Raw genomic sequence first — 15,258 nt, 5'->3', positions numbered from 1 at the left:
CTATCGCGACTTTCCCTGGACTTCGAGCACCTTCGGTCGCACGTCGACGAGGTAGACGCCGACGGCGCACGCGGCGATCGCCGAGCCGACCGGAGGCGGCAAGAAGAGTCCGACGAGAGCGGTGCCACCGAGGATGGCCAACCAGATGGGCTTGCTGAGCTTCTCGGCGGCGGGGAAGGCATCGGTCCGCTGGAGCGCGGCGTGGACGAACGCGTACAACCCCATCAGAAGTACGCCCACCTGAATGGCGAAGAGGACGTAACTCGCAAGGTCCTGAAGCATCACGCTTCAAGCCTATGCGGGTTACGTCCCCTCAGTCGACTTGCGCCTGGCAAGCGGTCGGAACCGTTACTTCTGGGTCACCTTCTTGGCGGGCGCCTTCTTGGCCGGAGCCTTCTTGGCGGGCGCCTTCTTGGCGGGGGCCTTGGCAGCGGCCTTCTTCACCGGGGCGGCAGCCTGCTCAGTGCGCTTCGGCAGTTCGACGCCGACCAGCTTGGCGGCACGCTCACCGACGGCGCGGGTCTGCGTCGCCACGGTGCCCAACGCGTCCTGCGTGAGTTCGACGGCCTGGTCGGTGACGTTCTCGACGCGGTTGGCGGCGTCTTCGATGGCGGGCTGGCTACGCAGCCGGGTCAGCGCCTCCTCGCCACGCTCGACGAGCTTGTTGTACTGGGCGGTGGCAGCCTCGGCATAGCTCTCGGCGGCCTTGCGAAGCTCCTCGGAGCTCAGCTTCTCGCGGAGTTCGCCGACCTGCGTCGGGAGCTCTTCCTGCAGCTTGGTCAGCTGCGCGCGGCGACCTTCGACACGGGCGGTCGCGTCGGTGCGGGCCTCTTCGGCACGCTCACGGAGGCTGGCCACGATCTCGTTGACGGTGGCGAGCGCGAGGTCCGCGGCGCCGACGGCGGCGAGCAGCGGGGCCTTCAGGTCTTCGACGGTGGGCTGGTTCTTCTCGGCCATGGTGTTCATTCCCTTCGAAATTCGGGTTGGGTGTGGCTGGTCAGCAGTTGATCGGAGGTCAGTCAGTGGCTGGCTCCTCATCCACGTCACGCGCCTCGTCCAGGGCTTCGTTCTGCTCCCGGAAAGAGGTGTAGATGTCGAGCAGCACCTGCTTCTGCCGCTCGGTGATCGCGGTGTCCATGACGATGGCGTCGCGGACCTCGCTCGGCTCGCTGGGTTCGAGAAGTCCAGCTCTGACGTAGAGCACGTCCGCGGAGACCCTGAGCGCCTTGGCGATCTGGTTGAGAACCTCAGCGGATGGCTTCCGCAGTCCCCGCTCGATCTGGCTGAGGTAGGGATTGCTGACGCCGGCCTTCTCGGCCAACTGCCGCACCGAAACCTGCGCCAATTCGCGCTGGCTACGGATGAAGCCTCCGATGTCCTGCGCTGCGGTGGACACGACAGCGGCAAGGTTTTCGTCCTGCGGCATGCCCGTCCCCCTTCGCGTCGGCCCAAGGAATTGCTTCGAACACAACGGTAGGACGGGGTGCTAGCTATTGCAAGCACTTGTTAGCACTTGCCGACGGATCAGAACAGAATTTGCGCCACTGAGTAAATGATCAGCCCCGCGAGCGAACCAACCACGGTGCCGTTGATTCGGATGAACTGCAGGTCACGGCCGACGTGCAGCTCGATTCTCCGACTGGCCTCGTCCGCATCCCAACGCTCGATGGTCTCGGTGATGATCGCTGTGATCTCCGTCCCATACTGCGAGACGAGGTGCTGCGCGGCCCGCACGATCCAGTTGTCGACCTTCTCGCGCAGGTGCGCGTCGTCGCGCAACGACTCACCAATGTGCACCACGGAGTCGGCGATCCTGGTGCGCAACGTCGAGGTCGGGTCGTCGACGGATTCGAGGAAGATGCGTTTGGCTGTGGTCCACGCCGTCTCGGCAGCCTTCGCCACTTCGTCGCGGGCCATGATCTGGTCCTTGACCTTCTCGGCGCGGGCGATGGTCGCCTCGTCGTTCTGCAGGTCGTCGGCGAACTCGAAGAGGAACTTCGTCGCCGACTTGCGCAGCTCGTGGTCGGGATTGCGGCGCACCTTGTCGGTGAAGTCCATCAGCTCCCGGTGGATCCGGTCACCGACCAGGCCGTCGACCCACCGCGGCGTCCACGTCGGCGAGTCCCGCTCGATCACGCGCTCGATGATCTCGTCGGCGTTGAGCGACCACTCGAAGGCCCGGTCGGCGAGCAGTTGTAGCAGCGCCTCCTGGCGGTGCTCCGCCAATAGGCTGGACAGCACCCGCCCCGCTGGCGGACCCCACTGAGGTTGACCGATGCGCTTGACGATCATCTTGTCCAGCACCTGCTGGATGTCGTCGTCGCGCAGCATCTCGACGAGCACCCGCAACGCGGTCGACGCCTCCGCGGCCACCCGCTCCGCGTTCCTCGGATCGGCCAGCCACTTACCGGTCCGCTCGGCGACGTGCGCGTCACTCAGCTTGGTGGCGACCACCTCGGGCGACATGAAGTTCTCCCGGACGAAGTCGCCGAGGCCCTCACCGAGCTGGTCCTTCTTGCGCTTGATGATCGCCGTGTGCGGGATCGGAATGCCCAGCGGATGCTTGAACAGCGCGGTCACCGCGAACCAGTCCGCCAACGCACCCACCATGCCGGCCTCGGCGGCCGCTCGGACGTAACCGACCCAACCCGGGGCGCCCTGAGATTGCGCCCACGTCGACGCCAAGAAGACGACGGTCGCGCCGAGCAGGAAGCCGACGGCGACGACCTTCATCCTGCGCAGTCCGCGCCGACGCTCGGCGTCAGCCGCGGAGTCGACGCCTGCAATCGATTCTGCGAAGCTCGGCCGCTGGCCGGACGTGGTCACCACACCACCATCATCCTGCATGTCGCCAGGGGTAGCCCCGTCCCGTCGAGGCAACCGACGAAATTCGGCCGTATCATCTACTCCGGACGAGGGAATGGAATGACGGCGGAAGTGGCAGGGGACGGTCCGGCCGGACCGGTGAAGACCGACGGGCGCAAGCGGCGCTGGCACCAACACAAAGTCGACCGGCGCAACGAACTGGTCGACGGGACGCTGGATGCCATTCGTCTCCGCGGCAGCAACGTCAGCATGGACGAGATCGCTGCCGAGATCGGCGTCTCCAAGACGGTCCTGTACCGCTACTTTGCCGACAAGAACGACCTGACGACTGCGGTCATGATGCGCTTCGCGCAGACCACCCTGATCCCCAACATGGCTGCCGCGCTGTCGTCGAACCTCGACGGGTACGACCTGACGCGAGAGATCATCCGCGTGTACGTCGCCACCGTGGCCGCCGAGCCGGAGATCTACCCGTTCGTGATGGCGAACAGCTCGGCGAGCAAGAGCAAGGCCGTCGCAGAGTCCGAGCAGATCATCGCGCGCATGCTCGGCGTGATGCTCCGCAGGCGGATGGCCTCGGTCGGGATGGACACCCGTGGCGCCCAGCCGTGGGCGTTCATGATCGTCGGCGGGGTGCAGTTGGCCACCCACTCGTGGATGTCGCATCCGCGGATGACGGCCGACGAGCTGATCGACTACCTGACGATGCTGTCGTGGAACGCGTTGCGGGGCATAGTCGAAGCCAACGGATCGCTGGAGAAGTTCAACTCGGCGCCGCATCCCTCCCCGATACTGCCCTCCCGCCTGCTTGACTGAGAGCGTGACCGCCTCCGACTCGCCCGATCTGCCCGAGCTGTGGACCCACGAGCCACACGTCCACCTCGCGTTCAAACCCGGCGACTCCGTCGCCGCCATCGACACCAACGCCACGCCCGGCTTCAAGGGCAGCAAGAGCGACGCGCCAGACCTGCTGCTCGAGCGCTCCGAGAGGTTCGCCGAGCTGCAGGAGATGCTGTACGCCAACAGCCTCTCCGGCGACACCCGCAAGGTGCTGTTGGTGCTGCAGGGCATGGACACCGCAGGCAAGGGCGGCATCGTCAAACACGTTGTCGGAGCAGGCAATCCGCAGGGCATCCAGTACGCCAACTTCGGCAAGCCCACTGAGGAGGAACTCGCCCACGACTTCCTCTGGCGCATCGAGCGCAAGGTGCCGACGCCGGGACACGTCGGCGTGTTCGACCGCTCGCACTACGAGGACGTGCTGATCGTTCGCGTGCACGACCTCGTCGCGCCCGAGGTGTGGAGCACCCGATACGACACCATCAACGACTTCGAGAAGCGGCTGACCCTCGACGGCACCACCATCATCAAGGTGGCGATGTTCGTCTCGCTCGACGAGCAGAAGAAGCGGTTGGCCGAGCGGCTCGACAGGCCGGACAAGTTCTGGAAGTACAACCCCGCCGACGTCGACGAGCGGCTGCTGTGGCCCCGGTATCAAGAGGCGTATCAGGCGATGCTGGAACGCACGTCGACCGACCTCGCGCCGTGGCACGTCATCCCGTGCGATCGCAAGTGGTACGCGCGGCTAGCCGTCACCGAATTGCTGATCGAGGCGCTCGAGGGGCTCGACTTGTCGTGGCCTGCAGCCGATTTCGACGTCGAGGCGGAGAAGAAGCGGCTGGCGGGCGCCTAGCCTTGCGCCGAGACTTCACTTGATGACGTGGATCAGCTGATTTCCGTCATCTTCTGCAGTCTCGGCGATAACCGCGGGTCAGCAATGCGCGTCGCGCCCGCTCCGCCACCACACCGGGTGCACGCATGTGGCGACCGCCGACGCGAACGATGAGCCAGCCGCGATGGGCGAGGAACTCCAGCCGTTCGATGTCGGCGACATAGTCGTCGGGGCCGGTGAAGTGCTGCGCGCCGTCGTACTCGACGCCCACCATCCATTCCGGCCATCCCATGTCGATCCGCCGCACGATCCGACCGTGATCGTCGGCAACCGGAATCTGGGTGGTCGGCCGCGGCAATCCGGAGCGCACGAGTAGCAACCGCAACCGGGTCTCCGGTGGGGACTCCGCGCCGCCGTCGGCCAGTGCGAGCGCGGCCCGCAGGCGCCGGATACCGTCCGGCGATCGCCTCGACGTCGGCGACGATATGGCGAGTTGCGTTCAGCAACGCGTCGATGCGCACGATGCTCTTGTCCGGCAACATGGTTCGGCCGACGTCGTACGCCGTTCGCGGCGCCGTCGTGCACGGGATGCCGCGGGCCGTGCACAGCTCATCGGGTGCGATCGCACCGCTGCGGACCACGATGCCGCGCGCCGAGGTGTATCGCGACCTCCCGAGTTCGGCTGACTCGTCGACGGATATCCACTTGGTACCGAGCAGCGCCGCCGCTGAATTGCCGACCAGGACTGCTTCCCGGCGTGACCACAGCCAGCCCGCTATCGCCCGATGGCGTGCGGTGAGCTCGAGCCCACGCGGCGCGTACACGTCGCGATGGAGCTTGACGTACTCCGACCGCAATTGGTGTCGAGTGACGGCTCCAGAGGCGAGGGCTTCCGACGCCAGTACGAGTTGCTCCACACCTCGTTAGGCGCAGCGGCCCGCCGCTCGGTTCCCTCACGATTCGTCGAGACTGCAGAAGATGACAGAATTCGCATCGGACGCGTCAACTTCTGCAGTCTCGGCGAGGCGATCAGTACGTGTAGAAGCCCCGACCAGACTTCTTGCCGAGCTGGCCCGCCTCGACCATCCGCTGCAGCAGCGGCGGCGGCCCGTAGAGCGGCTCCTTGAACTCGGAGAACATCGAGTCCGCGATCAACTTCAGCGTGTCCAGCCCGACGAGGTCGCTCAGCTTCAGCGGGCCCATCGGGTGCGACAACCCGGCGACGACGGCGGTGTCGATGTCCTCGACGGTGGCGACACCGGCCTCGGCCATCCTGATCGCCGCCAGCAGGTACGGCACCAGCAGCGCGTTGACGACGAAGCCGGAGCGGTCGGTACAGCGCACCACCTTCTTGCCGAGCCGCTCGCCGGCGAACTGCTCGACGCGGGCCAACGCCGCGTCGGTGGTGACCAACGTCGGGACGAGCTCGACCAGCGGTAGCACCGGAACCGGGTTGAAGAAGTGCAACCCCAGCACGCGGCCCGGATTCTTCGTCGCCGCAGCGATTTTCATGATCGGGATGCTCGACGTGTTCGACGCCAGCACGGCGTCGGGATCGGTGATCGCCTCGTCGAGTTGCGCGAAGACCTTCGCCTTGACCGCGGCGTCCTCGACGATGGCCTCGATCACCAGGTCCCGATCGGCCAGGTCGCCGATGTCGGTGGCGACGCTCAGCCGGGCGAGCGCCTCGTCACGTTCGGCCTCGGTCAGCTTGCCCCTGCTGACACCCCGCTCCAGGGACTTCGTGATGCGGTCGCGGCCCGCCGCGGCCAACGCCTCGGTGGGCTCGTAGATGCGGACGTCCGCACCCGCGCGCAGCGACACCTCCGCGATGCCCGCGCCCATTTGTCCGGCGCCGACGACGCCCACCCGCTCGATAGTCATACCGTCACCCTTACATACGCCGAGTGCACGGAAGGTGGACGCGTCTTCTCGACGTTTGCGTTCAACAACCGTGCACTCGGCGGTAGTGAATTAGTGGAACTGGCCCTCTTCGGTCGAGCCCGCGAGCGCGGTGGTCGACGACGTCGGGTCAACGGTGGTGGCGATCCGGTCGAAGTAGCCGGCGCCGACCTCACGCTGGTGCTTCGTCGCGGTGTAGCCACGCTCCTCGGCGGCGAACTCGCGCTCCTGCAGCTCGACGTAGGCGCTCATCTGGTTGCGGGCGTAGCCGTGGGCCAGATCGAACATCGAGTAGTTGAGGGCGTGGAAGCCGGCGAGGGTGATGAACTGGAACTTGAATCCCATTGCGCCGAGCTCGTTCTGGAACTTCGCGATGGTCGCGTCGTCCAGGTGCTGCTTCCAGTTGAACGACGGCGAGCAGTTGTAGGCCAGCATCTGGTCCGGGAACTCGCTCTTGACGCCCTCGGCGAACTTCTTGGCCAGCTCCAGGTCCGGGGTGCCGGTCTCCATCCAGATGAGATCGGAGTACGGCGCGTAGGACTTGGCGCGGGCGATGCAGGGCTCCAGGCCGTTCTTGACCCGGTAGAAGCCTTCCTTGGTGCGCTCGCCGGTGATGAACGGCTGGTCGCGCTCGTCGACGTCGGAGGTGATCAGCGTGGCTGCCTCGGCGTCGGTGCGGGCGATGACGACCGTAGGCACGTCGGCGACGTCGGACGCCAGGCGCGCCGAGGTCAGGGTGCGGATGTGCTGCTGGGTGGGGATCAGCACCTTGCCACCGAGGTGGCCGCACTTCTTCTCCGAGGCCAGCTGGTCCTCCCAGTGCGAACCGGCGACACCGGCGGCGATCATGGCCTTCTGCAGTTCGTAGACGTTCAGCGCGCCACCGAAGCCGGCTTCACCGTCGGCGACGATCGGAGCCAGCCAGTTCTCCACCGAGCGGTCACCCTCGACCTTGGCGATCTGGTCGGCACGCAGCAGCGCGTTGTTGATGCGGCGCACCACCTGCGGCACCGAGTTGGCCGGGTACAGGCTCTGGTCGGGGTAGGTGTGACCGGAGAGGTTCGCGTCCCCGGCGACCTGCCAACCCGACAGGTAGATGGCCTTGAGGCCGGCGCGGACCTGCTGCACGGCCTGGTTGCCGGTCAGTGCGCCAAGCGAGTTGACGTAGTCCATGTCGTGGAGCTGCTCCCACAGCACCTCGGCACCGCGGCGGGCCAGCGTGCTCTCCTCGACGACGTGACCCTGCAGAGCGACGACGTCCTCGGCGGAGTACGTGCGCTCGATGCCGTTCCAGCGGGGGTTGGTGTTCCAGTCGTGCTGGATTTGTTCGGGTGACTTGGGCGTGCCAACGGTGGACATCGGGCTCCTTCGATTACGAGTGCCGGCGACGTTGCCTTCGTTCGTTGTTAACGCCACCGCGCATTAGCTTTTCTGCTGACACGACCATGACACAGCCCATAGTCGCAGGTCCACCCGTTTCGCGTGCCAATTTTCGCCAAGCATTACGCGCATCTTGCGAAGATTGCGAAGGTGCCGCCGACTGAAACGGTTCAGAAGTTACCGCGCGGTAACGCAACGGCGCAGGTCAGTACGCTCGTACTGTTAAACCCGATCGATTCAGAGCGAGAAGAGACTGGCGACGGCCTTGACCTCATCGCCGACCACAAATGTGAGCGTTGTAACAGTGCGATCCACGAGCTCCTCGCCGAACCTGTCGGTCGAGCCAGCCGGATACTGGTGCTGAATGATCTCGAGCTGGTCCCCCAACGCCACCGGCAGGTCGTGCTCGATGGTGACCCGTAGCGGCTTGGCCACCAGCTCCGGCTTGTCGTAGAGGTAGTCCTCGATGACGCTCCAGTACACCGAGTTGTTCATGTGGTCGAAGATGTCGATGTCGCTGACGCGGACGGGATATCGCCGAACGGCGACCGCATCTTCGCGGGCGCCCGCCTTCAGGTAGGCCTTCCAGCGCAGCCGGTCGACGCTGGTGGTCTTCTGCAACCCCGCGATGAAGTCGTCGGAGATGCGCGCCGGCCCCTGCGTCTCGCGGTTGATGTTGATCCAGAACGCCTCTGACTCCACGAGGCCCGCCCGTCTACCTTCTATGCGCACCCGCATGTCGCACCACCGGTTGGATGTGCCCGAACACCACCGGCGCAACCTGAGCATGTCCTTGAACTCGATCGGCTCGATCATGTCGATCATGGTGCGACGGACGATCCACAGGGGATGGGTCTCCTCGAAGCCCATCTCACGCAGCTGATCTGACCCGACGTCCTGGATGTGCCGGGTCGCGGCGTCGAACTTCAGCCTGCCCGTCCGGTCGACGTCGGCGACCCGCAGCGGCCATTCGACGTCGAAGACGTCGGGATGCGGATCGGGGACCGGCATCATCGACTTCGACAGACCAGTGCCCAACCCGACCGTGGTACTCACGAGTCCAAATGATGCCACGAGCGATGCCTGTGCCAATCCTGCGAAGAGCGCCTTCGCAGGCTCATTATGCTGGTCGGCGTGGCCAAGACCTACGTCGGATCACGAGTGCGCCAGCTCCGCAGTGAGCGCGGATTCAGCCAGGCCGCGTTGGCCCAAATGCTCGACATCTCCCCCAGCTACCTGAACCAGATCGAGCGCGACGTCCGCCCACTGACCGTCGCGGTCCTGCTGCGCATCACCGAGGTGTTCGGCGTCGACGCGACGTTCTTCGCCTCGCAGGACGACACCCGCCTGGTGGCCGAACTGCGCGAGGTGACGATGGACAGCGACGTCGGCGTCGACGTCGCCCCTTCCGAGGTCGCCGACGTCGTCAACGCCCATCCTGCGCTGGCTCAGGCGATGGTCAACCTGCACCGGCGCTACCGGCTGACCATCACCCAGCTGGCGGCGGCCACCGAGGGCCGATTCTCCGACGGCAGCGGCGCCAGCTCCGGGTGGGGATCCATCACGATGCCGCACGAGGAGGTGCGGGACTACTTCTACCAACGGCAGAACTACCTGCACGAGCTCGACACCGCCGCCGAAGACCTCACCGTCCGGATGCGGATGAACCGCGCCGACCTCGCGGCCGAACTGTCCGACCGCCTCGTCCGGGTGCACGGCGTTCACATCGTCAAGCGGATCGATCTGGGCGACACCGTGCTGCACCGCTTCGACCCCGCCACCAAGACACTCGAGATCGGCGGGCACCTACCGTCCGGACAGACGGTGTTCAAGCTCGCCGCCGAATTGGCCTACCTCGAGTTCGGCGACCTCATCGACACCCTCGCCGACGAGGGCAACTTCACCAGCGACGAGTCCCGCACCCTGGCGCGCCTGGGGTTGGCCAACTACTTCGCGGCCGCCACGATCCTGCCGTATCGCCAGTTCCACGACGTGGCCGAGAACTTCCGCTACGACGTCGAGCGGCTCTCGGCGTTCTACTCGGTCAGCTACGAGACCATCGCCCACCGGCTGTCCACGTTGCAGCGGCCGTCGATGCGGGGCGTTCCGCTGTCGTTCGTCCGTGTCGACCGCGCAGGGAACATGTCGAAGCGCCAGTCCGCCACGGGTTTTCACTTCTCCTCCAGTGGCGGCACCTGCCCGCTGTGGAACGTCTACGAGACGTTCGCCAACCCCGGCAAGATCCTGGTGCAGATCGCTCAGATGCCCGACGGCCGGCACTACATGTGGGTGGCCCGCACCGTCGAGCGCCGAGCGTCGCGGTACGGCCAGCCGGGCAAGACATTCGCGATCGGCCTCGGCTGCGAGCTGCGGCACGCGCAGCGGCTGGTGTACTCCGACGGGCTCGACCTGTCCAGCGAAGTGGGTACGCCGATCGGTGCGGGCTGTCGGGTGTGCGAACGGGACAACTGCCCGCAACGGGCATTCCCCGCGCTCGGCCGCGCCCTCGATCTCGACGAGCACCGCAGCACGGTGTCGCCGTATCCGGTCAGGCGCACCTGACCCCACCTACACTCCAAGAGGTGAGCGCTTCCGAGACTGTCCCCGCCCGTATCCGGCCAGGAGGTTTCCGCGAACTCGGACCCCTGAACTGGATCATCGCCAAGCTGGGCGCCAGGGCCATCCGCGCCCCCCGATTCGCGTTGTTCAACGTGATCGGGCAGCACCAGCTGCTGTTCCTGGCCTGGCTGCCGTACTCGGGGATGCTGCTCGGCCTCGGCAAGCTGCCCCGTCAAGAGGCCGAGCTGGTCATCCTGCGGGTCGGACATCTCCGCGACTGCGAGTACGAACTACAGCAGCACCGGCGCCTCGCGCGCAGCCGTGGCGTCGACCTCGAGACTCAAGCTCGGATCTTCGAGGGCCCGGACGCAGAGGGGCTCACCGACCGGCAGCGGGTGCTGATCACCGCGACCGACGAGTTCGTCATCACGCGGTCCATGTCGGCCGAGACCTGGACGGCCCTGTCGACGTACCTCACGAAGAAGCAACTGATCGAATTCTGCATGCTGGCAAGCCAATACGACGGGTTGGCCGCCACGATGGCGACGCTGAAGATCCCGCTGGACTTCCCGAACTGATTGGCGCTACAGGTAGGTCACCGCGAGCACGCTGAGCGAGAACAGCAGCGGCGAGACGGGAAGACACCACAGGAACGCCGCCTTGGCGAACGCCTTGCGGCGGTGCAACGTCCGGCCCAGCAGGACGCACGCGACGCCGAGGATCAGCGTCGCGGCCGCGATGACGAGTACCCAGACGTCGACGGTGGTCGTCTTCGTCGCGAAGGAGATCGCAGTCAGCCACAGCATGTGGCCAACGATCAAGCCGCCGACACCCGCGACGACCGTGCCTCTCACGTGTCGTCGCTCAGAAGTTGATCATGTGGCCGGCAAGGCCGTGGAAGCACTCCTGGAGCGCCTCCGACAACGTCGGATGGGTGTGCACGTTGCGGGTCAGCTCGTTGACCGTGAGGTCCCACTTCTGGGCGAGCGTGAGTTCGGGCAGCAGCTCGGACACGTCGTGTCCGATCAGGTGTCCGCCGAGCAGTTCGCCGTACTTGGCGTCGGCGATGATCTTGACGAAGCCACCTGGTTCGCCGAGCCCGTGCGCCTTGCCGTTCGCGGTGAACGGGAATTTCGCGACCTTTACGTCGTACCCCTCGTCACGGGCCTGCTGTTCGGTGAGTCCGAAGCTGGCGACCTGCGGCTGGCAGAACGTGGCCCGCGGCAGCATGCGGTAGTCGCCCAGCGGCAATGTCTCTGCGCCGGCGATGGTTTCGGCCGCGACCACGCCCATCGCCTCGGCGACATGGGCAAGCTGCAGCTTCATCGTGACGTCACCGATGGCGTAGATGTGCGGCACGTTGGTGCGCATGTAGTCGTCGATGGCGATGGCCTTGCGGTCGTTCAGCTCGACGCCGGCCTTGTCGAGGCCGATGGTCTCGACGTTGGGCACGAACCCGATCGACTGCATCACCTTGTCGGCGACGAGCTCCTCGGTCTTGCCGTCCTTGCTGACGACGACCTTGACCGACGAGCCCTCGTCGGTGATCGACTCGACCTTGGTGCCGGTACGGATCTTGACGCCCAGCTTCTTGAACTGCTTCTCGATCTCCTTGGAGATCTCGGCGTCCTCGTTGGGCAGGGCGCGGGGCAGGAACTCGACGATGGTGACGTCCACGCCGTAGTTGCTCATCACGTAGCCGAACTCCATGCCGATGGCGCCGGCGCCGGCGATCACGATCGACTTGGGGAGCTCACCCTCCATGATCTGCTCTTCGTAGGTGACCACGTTCTCCGACAGTTCGGTGCCTGGCACCAGCCGGGTGCGGCTGCCGGTGGCAATGATGGCGTTGTCGAAGGTGACCGATTCGGTGCCACCGTCGTTGAGCTCCACCGAGAGCGTGTTGGCGTCGGTGAAGGTACCGCGGCCCTGGATCTCGGTGATCTTGTTCTTCTTCATCAGGAAGTGCACGCCCGCGACGCGGCCGTCGGCGACCTTGCGGCTGCGCTCGAACGCCGAACCGTAGTCGAACGACACGTCACCGCTGATGCCGAACGTCTTGGCTTCCTTGGTGAAGATGTGCGCCAGCTCGGCGTTGCGCAGCAGCGACTTGGACGGGATGCAGCCGACGTTGAGGCACACCCCACCCCAGTACTTCGGCTCGACGATGGCAGTGCTGAGGCCGAGCTGGGCAGCGCGAATGGCGGCCACGTAACCGCCGGGACCGGCACCGAGTACGACGACGTCATAGTGAGTCACGACCCCAGCCTAATGGTCGCGGCTACGCCGCCTGCGGTCGATGCTTCAGCTGTGCGCGATCGCGGGGCGAGCCGCGGGAATCGGGCAGGCGTCCGACGCCTCCGCGACGACGTGGGTGCCTCCGTCACGCGGCCGCTCGCCGCGTTCGTACCGCGACCCGGTCACCGGCGGATCGCCGTCGAGCAACCGGTTCTCCTCCTCGGTGTAGGCGCGTCCGCGGCTGAGGAACCTCATGCCCTCCGGCGTCTCGAGGCTGAAGCCGCCACCGCGGCCGGGCACCACGTCGATGACCAGCTGGGTGTGCTTCCACGCCTCGAACTGGCTGCCCGATATCCACACCGGCACGCCGTCGCCAACGTCGAGCGTGCCGAGCAGGACGTCACGGTCACCCACCAGGAACTCGCCGTCGGGGTAACACATCGGCGACGACCCGTCGCAGCAACCACCGGACTGGTGAAACATCAACGCGCCGTGGCGACCTTGCAGCGTGCGCAGCAATTCGGCCGCAGCCTCGGTGATCAGTGCGCGGTTGGGTACGTCCGCCATCGTCATCCCCTCTCACGGTCCGTCGACCAGGTGTTGCACAGCTCACAGTACGCCGACGGCCACAATGGACCTCGTGGACGACGACCCCCAGCTCTGGCTCGAGGACATCACCGGCGACGACGCGCTCGAGTGGGTGCGACGCCACAACGAGCCGACGCTCGCCGAGCTCGGCGGTGAGCGGTTCGAGCAGATGCGCGCCGAGGCCCTCGAGATCCTCGACACCGATGCCCGCATCCCCTACGTGCGGCGTCGCGGCGACTACCTCTACAACTACTGGCGCGACGGCACGCACCCCCGCGGGCTGTGGCGGCGCACCACGCTGGAGCAGTACCGGACCGACGATCCCGACTGGGACGTCCTCGTCGACCTCGACGCGTTGGCCACCGAAGACGGCGAGAAGTGGGTCTGGGCGGGCGCCGAGGTCATCGAACCCGACTACACCCTCGCCCTGGTGGAGCTGTCCCGCGGCGGGTCCGACGCCACCGTCGTGCGCGAATTCGACTTGACCACACGGGAATTCGTCGTCGGTGGGTTCGAGGTGGCCGAGGCGAAGACCAGCATCTCCTGGGAAGACCACGACACCGTCCTGGTGGGAACGGACTTCGGCCCAGGTTCCCTGACGGAGTCCGGTTACCCGCGCGTCGTGAAGCGCTGGCGGCGGGGCCAGCCACTCGACGAGGCCCAAACGGTGTTCGAGGGCATCGCATCCGACGTCAGCGTCGGCGTCGGATTCGACCCGACGCCCGGGTTCGAACGGCTGATCGCCGCGCGGTCCGTCGACTTCTTCAACCGCGAGTACTTCGAGATTCGCGATGGCGAGCTGGTGAAGATCGACGTCCCCACCGACGCCAGGATCTCGATTCACCGCGAGTGGCTGCTGATCCGGCCGCGCTCCCCGTGGACGGTCGGTACGGCGACCTATCCGGCGGGCACGCTGCTGGCCGCGAAGTACGTCGACTTCGTCTCCGGCACGGTCTCGTTGGCCGTCGTCTTCGAGCCGGACGCGCACACCAGCCTCGACACGTTCACCTGGACCCGGGACCGGTTGATTCTGGGCACCCTCGTCGACGTCGCCACCCACGTCGAGGTCGTCACCCCGGGTTCGTGGCACCGAGAGCCCGTGGCGGGCTTGCCCGCCAACGCGACGACGGTGATCGTCGACGCCGACGAACTCGGTGACGAAATCTTCTTGGATTCAAGCGGTTTCGACAGTCCGTCACGCCTTCTGTGGGGCCGCGTCGGCGGAGAGCTCACCGAGATCAAGAGTGCACCTGCCTTCTTCGACGCCTCGGACGTCGAGGTGAAGCAACACTTCGTCGCGTCCGTCGACGGCACGATGATCCCGTATTTCGTGGTGGGCCATCGCGATTCGACGGGACCCGGCAAGACGTTGCTCGGCGGGTACGGCGGATTCGAATCCTCCAACACCCCCGGGTATGCGGGCGTTCTCGGCAAGCTGTGGCTGTCGAGGGGCGGCACCTACGTGCTGGCCAACATTCGCGGCGGCGGAGAGTACGGGCCGACGTGGCACACCCAGGCGATGCGCGAGGGCAGGCACCTGGTACACGAGGACTTTGCCGCCGTCGCAGCCGATTTGGTGGCACGCGGCATCACCACGTTCGAGCAGCTGGGCGCCCAGGGCGGCAGCAACGGCGGCCTGCTCATGGGCATCATGCTGACCAAGTACCCAGAGTTGTTCGGCGCCTTGGTGTGCAGTGTGCCGCTGCTCGACATGAAGCGCTACCACCTGCTGCTGGCCGGGGCGTCGTGGGTGGCCGAGTACGGCGATCCCGACGATCCCGACGACTGGGCCTTCATCCGCGAATACTCGCCGTATCAGAACATCTCGGCCGACCGGGACTATCCCGCCCTTCTGATGACGACCTCCACCCGCGACGACCGCGTCCATCCCGGTCATGCCAGGAAGATGACGGCCGCACTCGAGGCGGCCGGGCACCGGGTGCGGTACTACGAGAACGTCGAGGGCGGGCACGCCGGCGCAGCGGACAACGCGCAGACGGCGTTTCGGTCGGCGCTGATCTACGAGTTCCTGCACCGCATGCTTGGCGACGAGTCGCCAGCACCGTAACGGTCGCCGTCGGTCCCGACACTCC

14 protein-coding genes and 2 pseudogenes are annotated in these 15,258 nt (G+C 66.1%); 5 read left to right on the top strand and 11 right to left on the bottom strand.

What is annotated here, in order from left to right:
* From B1790_RS22195 to B1790_RS22180, 4 genes and pseudogenes are all read right to left on the bottom strand, one after another.
* A complete protein-coding gene (locus tag B1790_RS22195; protein ID WP_198952088.1) occupies positions 1–282 on the bottom strand; it encodes a DUF2516 family protein in 282 nt (93 codons plus the stop codon).
* An 84-nt stretch (positions 283–366) separates the two neighbouring features.
* Positions 367–447, bottom strand: a pseudogene (locus tag B1790_RS35920) (hypothetical protein); the annotation flags it as partial.
* 568 nt (positions 448–1,015) lie between these two features.
* Positions 1,016–1,426: a helix-turn-helix domain-containing protein gene (locus tag B1790_RS22185; RefSeq protein WP_079925420.1), complete on the bottom strand. Its 411-nt coding sequence runs from the start codon at positions 1,424–1,426 to the stop codon at positions 1,016–1,018.
* Between the two features lie 98 nt (positions 1,427–1,524).
* Positions 1,525–2,847: a DUF445 domain-containing protein gene (locus tag B1790_RS22180; RefSeq protein ID WP_079925419.1), complete on the bottom strand. Its 1,323-nt coding sequence runs from the start codon at positions 2,845–2,847 to the stop codon at positions 1,525–1,527.
* Between the two features lie 78 nt (positions 2,848–2,925).
* On the opposite strand from B1790_RS22180, the gene B1790_RS22175 reads away from it, so the two are divergent.
* Positions 2,926–3,642 carry a TetR/AcrR family transcriptional regulator gene (locus B1790_RS22175; RefSeq protein WP_056550767.1) on the top strand — a complete coding sequence of 239 codons (717 nt, stop codon included), beginning with the start codon at positions 2,926–2,928 and terminating at the stop codon, positions 3,640–3,642.
* A gap of 4 nt (positions 3,643–3,646) precedes the next feature.
* Positions 3,647–4,519: a polyphosphate kinase 2 family protein gene (locus B1790_RS22170; RefSeq protein WP_079925418.1), complete on the top strand. Its 873-nt coding sequence runs from the start codon at positions 3,647–3,649 to the stop codon at positions 4,517–4,519.
* Between the two features lie 46 nt (positions 4,520–4,565).
* Here the strand turns inward: B1790_RS22170 and B1790_RS22165 are convergent.
* The 4 genes and pseudogenes from B1790_RS22165 to B1790_RS22150 form a co-directional block, all read right to left on the bottom strand.
* A pseudogene (locus B1790_RS22165) lies at positions 4,566–5,415 on the bottom strand (endonuclease domain-containing protein).
* 112 nt (positions 5,416–5,527) lie between these two features.
* Positions 5,528–6,382, bottom strand: coding sequence for a 3-hydroxybutyryl-CoA dehydrogenase (locus B1790_RS22160; RefSeq protein ID WP_079925417.1), 855 nt, complete (start codon positions 6,380–6,382; stop codon positions 5,528–5,530).
* 90 nt (positions 6,383–6,472) lie between these two features.
* Positions 6,473–7,759 carry an isocitrate lyase gene (gene aceA, locus B1790_RS22155; protein ID WP_079925416.1) on the bottom strand — a complete coding sequence of 429 codons (1,287 nt, stop codon included), beginning with the start codon at positions 7,757–7,759 and terminating at the stop codon, positions 6,473–6,475.
* A 258-nt stretch (positions 7,760–8,017) separates the two neighbouring features.
* Complete coding sequence (locus B1790_RS22150; protein WP_079925491.1) at positions 8,018–8,794, bottom strand: acyl-[acyl-carrier-protein] thioesterase; 777 nt, start codon at positions 8,792–8,794, stop codon at positions 8,018–8,020.
* 120 nt (positions 8,795–8,914) lie between these two features.
* Between B1790_RS22150 and ramB the strand changes: the two genes are divergently transcribed.
* The gene (ramB, locus tag B1790_RS22145; RefSeq protein ID WP_079925490.1) at positions 8,915–10,342 is read left to right on the top strand and encodes an acetate metabolism transcriptional regulator RamB; all 1,428 of its coding nucleotides are present in this window, start codon (positions 8,915–8,917) and stop codon (positions 10,340–10,342) included.
* 20 nt (positions 10,343–10,362) lie between these two features.
* Positions 10,363–10,917 carry a carboxymuconolactone decarboxylase family protein gene (locus tag B1790_RS22140; protein ID WP_056550774.1) on the top strand — a complete coding sequence of 185 codons (555 nt, stop codon included), beginning with the start codon at positions 10,363–10,365 and terminating at the stop codon, positions 10,915–10,917.
* A gap of 6 nt (positions 10,918–10,923) precedes the next feature.
* On the opposite strand, the gene B1790_RS22135 is transcribed toward B1790_RS22140, so the two are convergent.
* From B1790_RS22135 to B1790_RS22125, 3 genes are read right to left on the bottom strand one after another with little or no spacing between them, the layout of a single operon-like run.
* On the bottom strand, positions 10,924–11,193 hold the full coding sequence (locus B1790_RS22135) for a hypothetical protein (protein WP_079925415.1): 270 nt from the start codon (positions 11,191–11,193) through the stop codon (positions 10,924–10,926).
* Positions 11,194–11,203: 10 nt separating this feature from the next.
* Positions 11,204–12,598 carry a dihydrolipoyl dehydrogenase gene (gene lpdA, locus B1790_RS22130; protein WP_079925414.1) on the bottom strand — a complete coding sequence of 465 codons (1,395 nt, stop codon included), beginning with the start codon at positions 12,596–12,598 and terminating at the stop codon, positions 11,204–11,206.
* Positions 12,599–12,643: 45 nt separating this feature from the next.
* Positions 12,644–13,144 (bottom strand): DUF779 domain-containing protein, encoded by a 501-nt coding sequence (locus tag B1790_RS22125; RefSeq protein ID WP_079925489.1) that lies wholly within the window; start codon positions 13,142–13,144, stop codon positions 12,644–12,646.
* A gap of 64 nt (positions 13,145–13,208) precedes the next feature.
* Here B1790_RS22125 and B1790_RS22120 point away from each other — a divergent pair, with 64 nt between their 5' ends.
* Positions 13,209–15,233 (top strand): prolyl oligopeptidase family protein, encoded by a 2,025-nt coding sequence (locus B1790_RS22120; RefSeq protein WP_079925413.1) that lies wholly within the window; start codon positions 13,209–13,211, stop codon positions 15,231–15,233.
* Positions 15,234–15,258: the final 25 nt, after the last annotated feature.

Source organism: Mycobacterium sp. AT1 (assembly GCF_002043095.1).
Classification (GTDB): Bacteria; Actinomycetota; Actinomycetes; order Mycobacteriales; family Mycobacteriaceae; genus Mycobacterium.
Note: the sequence above shows the minus strand (reverse complement) of the source record. Positions and strands in the feature narration are given on the sequence as shown.

Excerpts from the sequence above, each read along its gene's own strand:
- B1790_RS22175 (WP_056550767.1), top strand. The coding sequence starts at position 2,926 with ATGACGGCGGAAGTGGCAGGGGACGGTCCGGCCGGACCGGTGAAGACC.
- B1790_RS22125 (WP_079925489.1), bottom strand. The coding sequence starts at position 13,144 with ATGGCGGACGTACCCAACCGCGCACTGATCACCGAGGCTGCGGCCGAA.
- B1790_RS22160 (WP_079925417.1), bottom strand. The coding sequence starts at position 6,382 with ATGACTATCGAGCGGGTGGGCGTCGTCGGCGCCGGACAAATGGGCGCG.
- B1790_RS22195 (WP_198952088.1), bottom strand. The coding sequence starts at position 282 with ATGCTTCAGGACCTTGCGAGTTACGTCCTCTTCGCCATTCAGGTGGGC.
- B1790_RS22150 (WP_079925491.1), bottom strand. The coding sequence starts at position 8,794 with ATGATGCCGGTCCCCGATCCGCATCCCGACGTCTTCGACGTCGAATGG.
- B1790_RS22185 (WP_079925420.1), bottom strand. The coding sequence starts at position 1,426 with ATGCCGCAGGACGAAAACCTTGCCGCTGTCGTGTCCACCGCAGCGCAG.
- aceA (WP_079925416.1), bottom strand. The coding sequence starts at position 7,759 with ATGTCCACCGTTGGCACGCCCAAGTCACCCGAACAAATCCAGCACGAC.
- B1790_RS22180 (WP_079925419.1), bottom strand. The coding sequence starts at position 2,847 with ATGCAGGATGATGGTGGTGTGGTGACCACGTCCGGCCAGCGGCCGAGC.
- B1790_RS22120 (WP_079925413.1), top strand. The coding sequence starts at position 13,209 with ATGGACCTCGTGGACGACGACCCCCAGCTCTGGCTCGAGGACATCACC.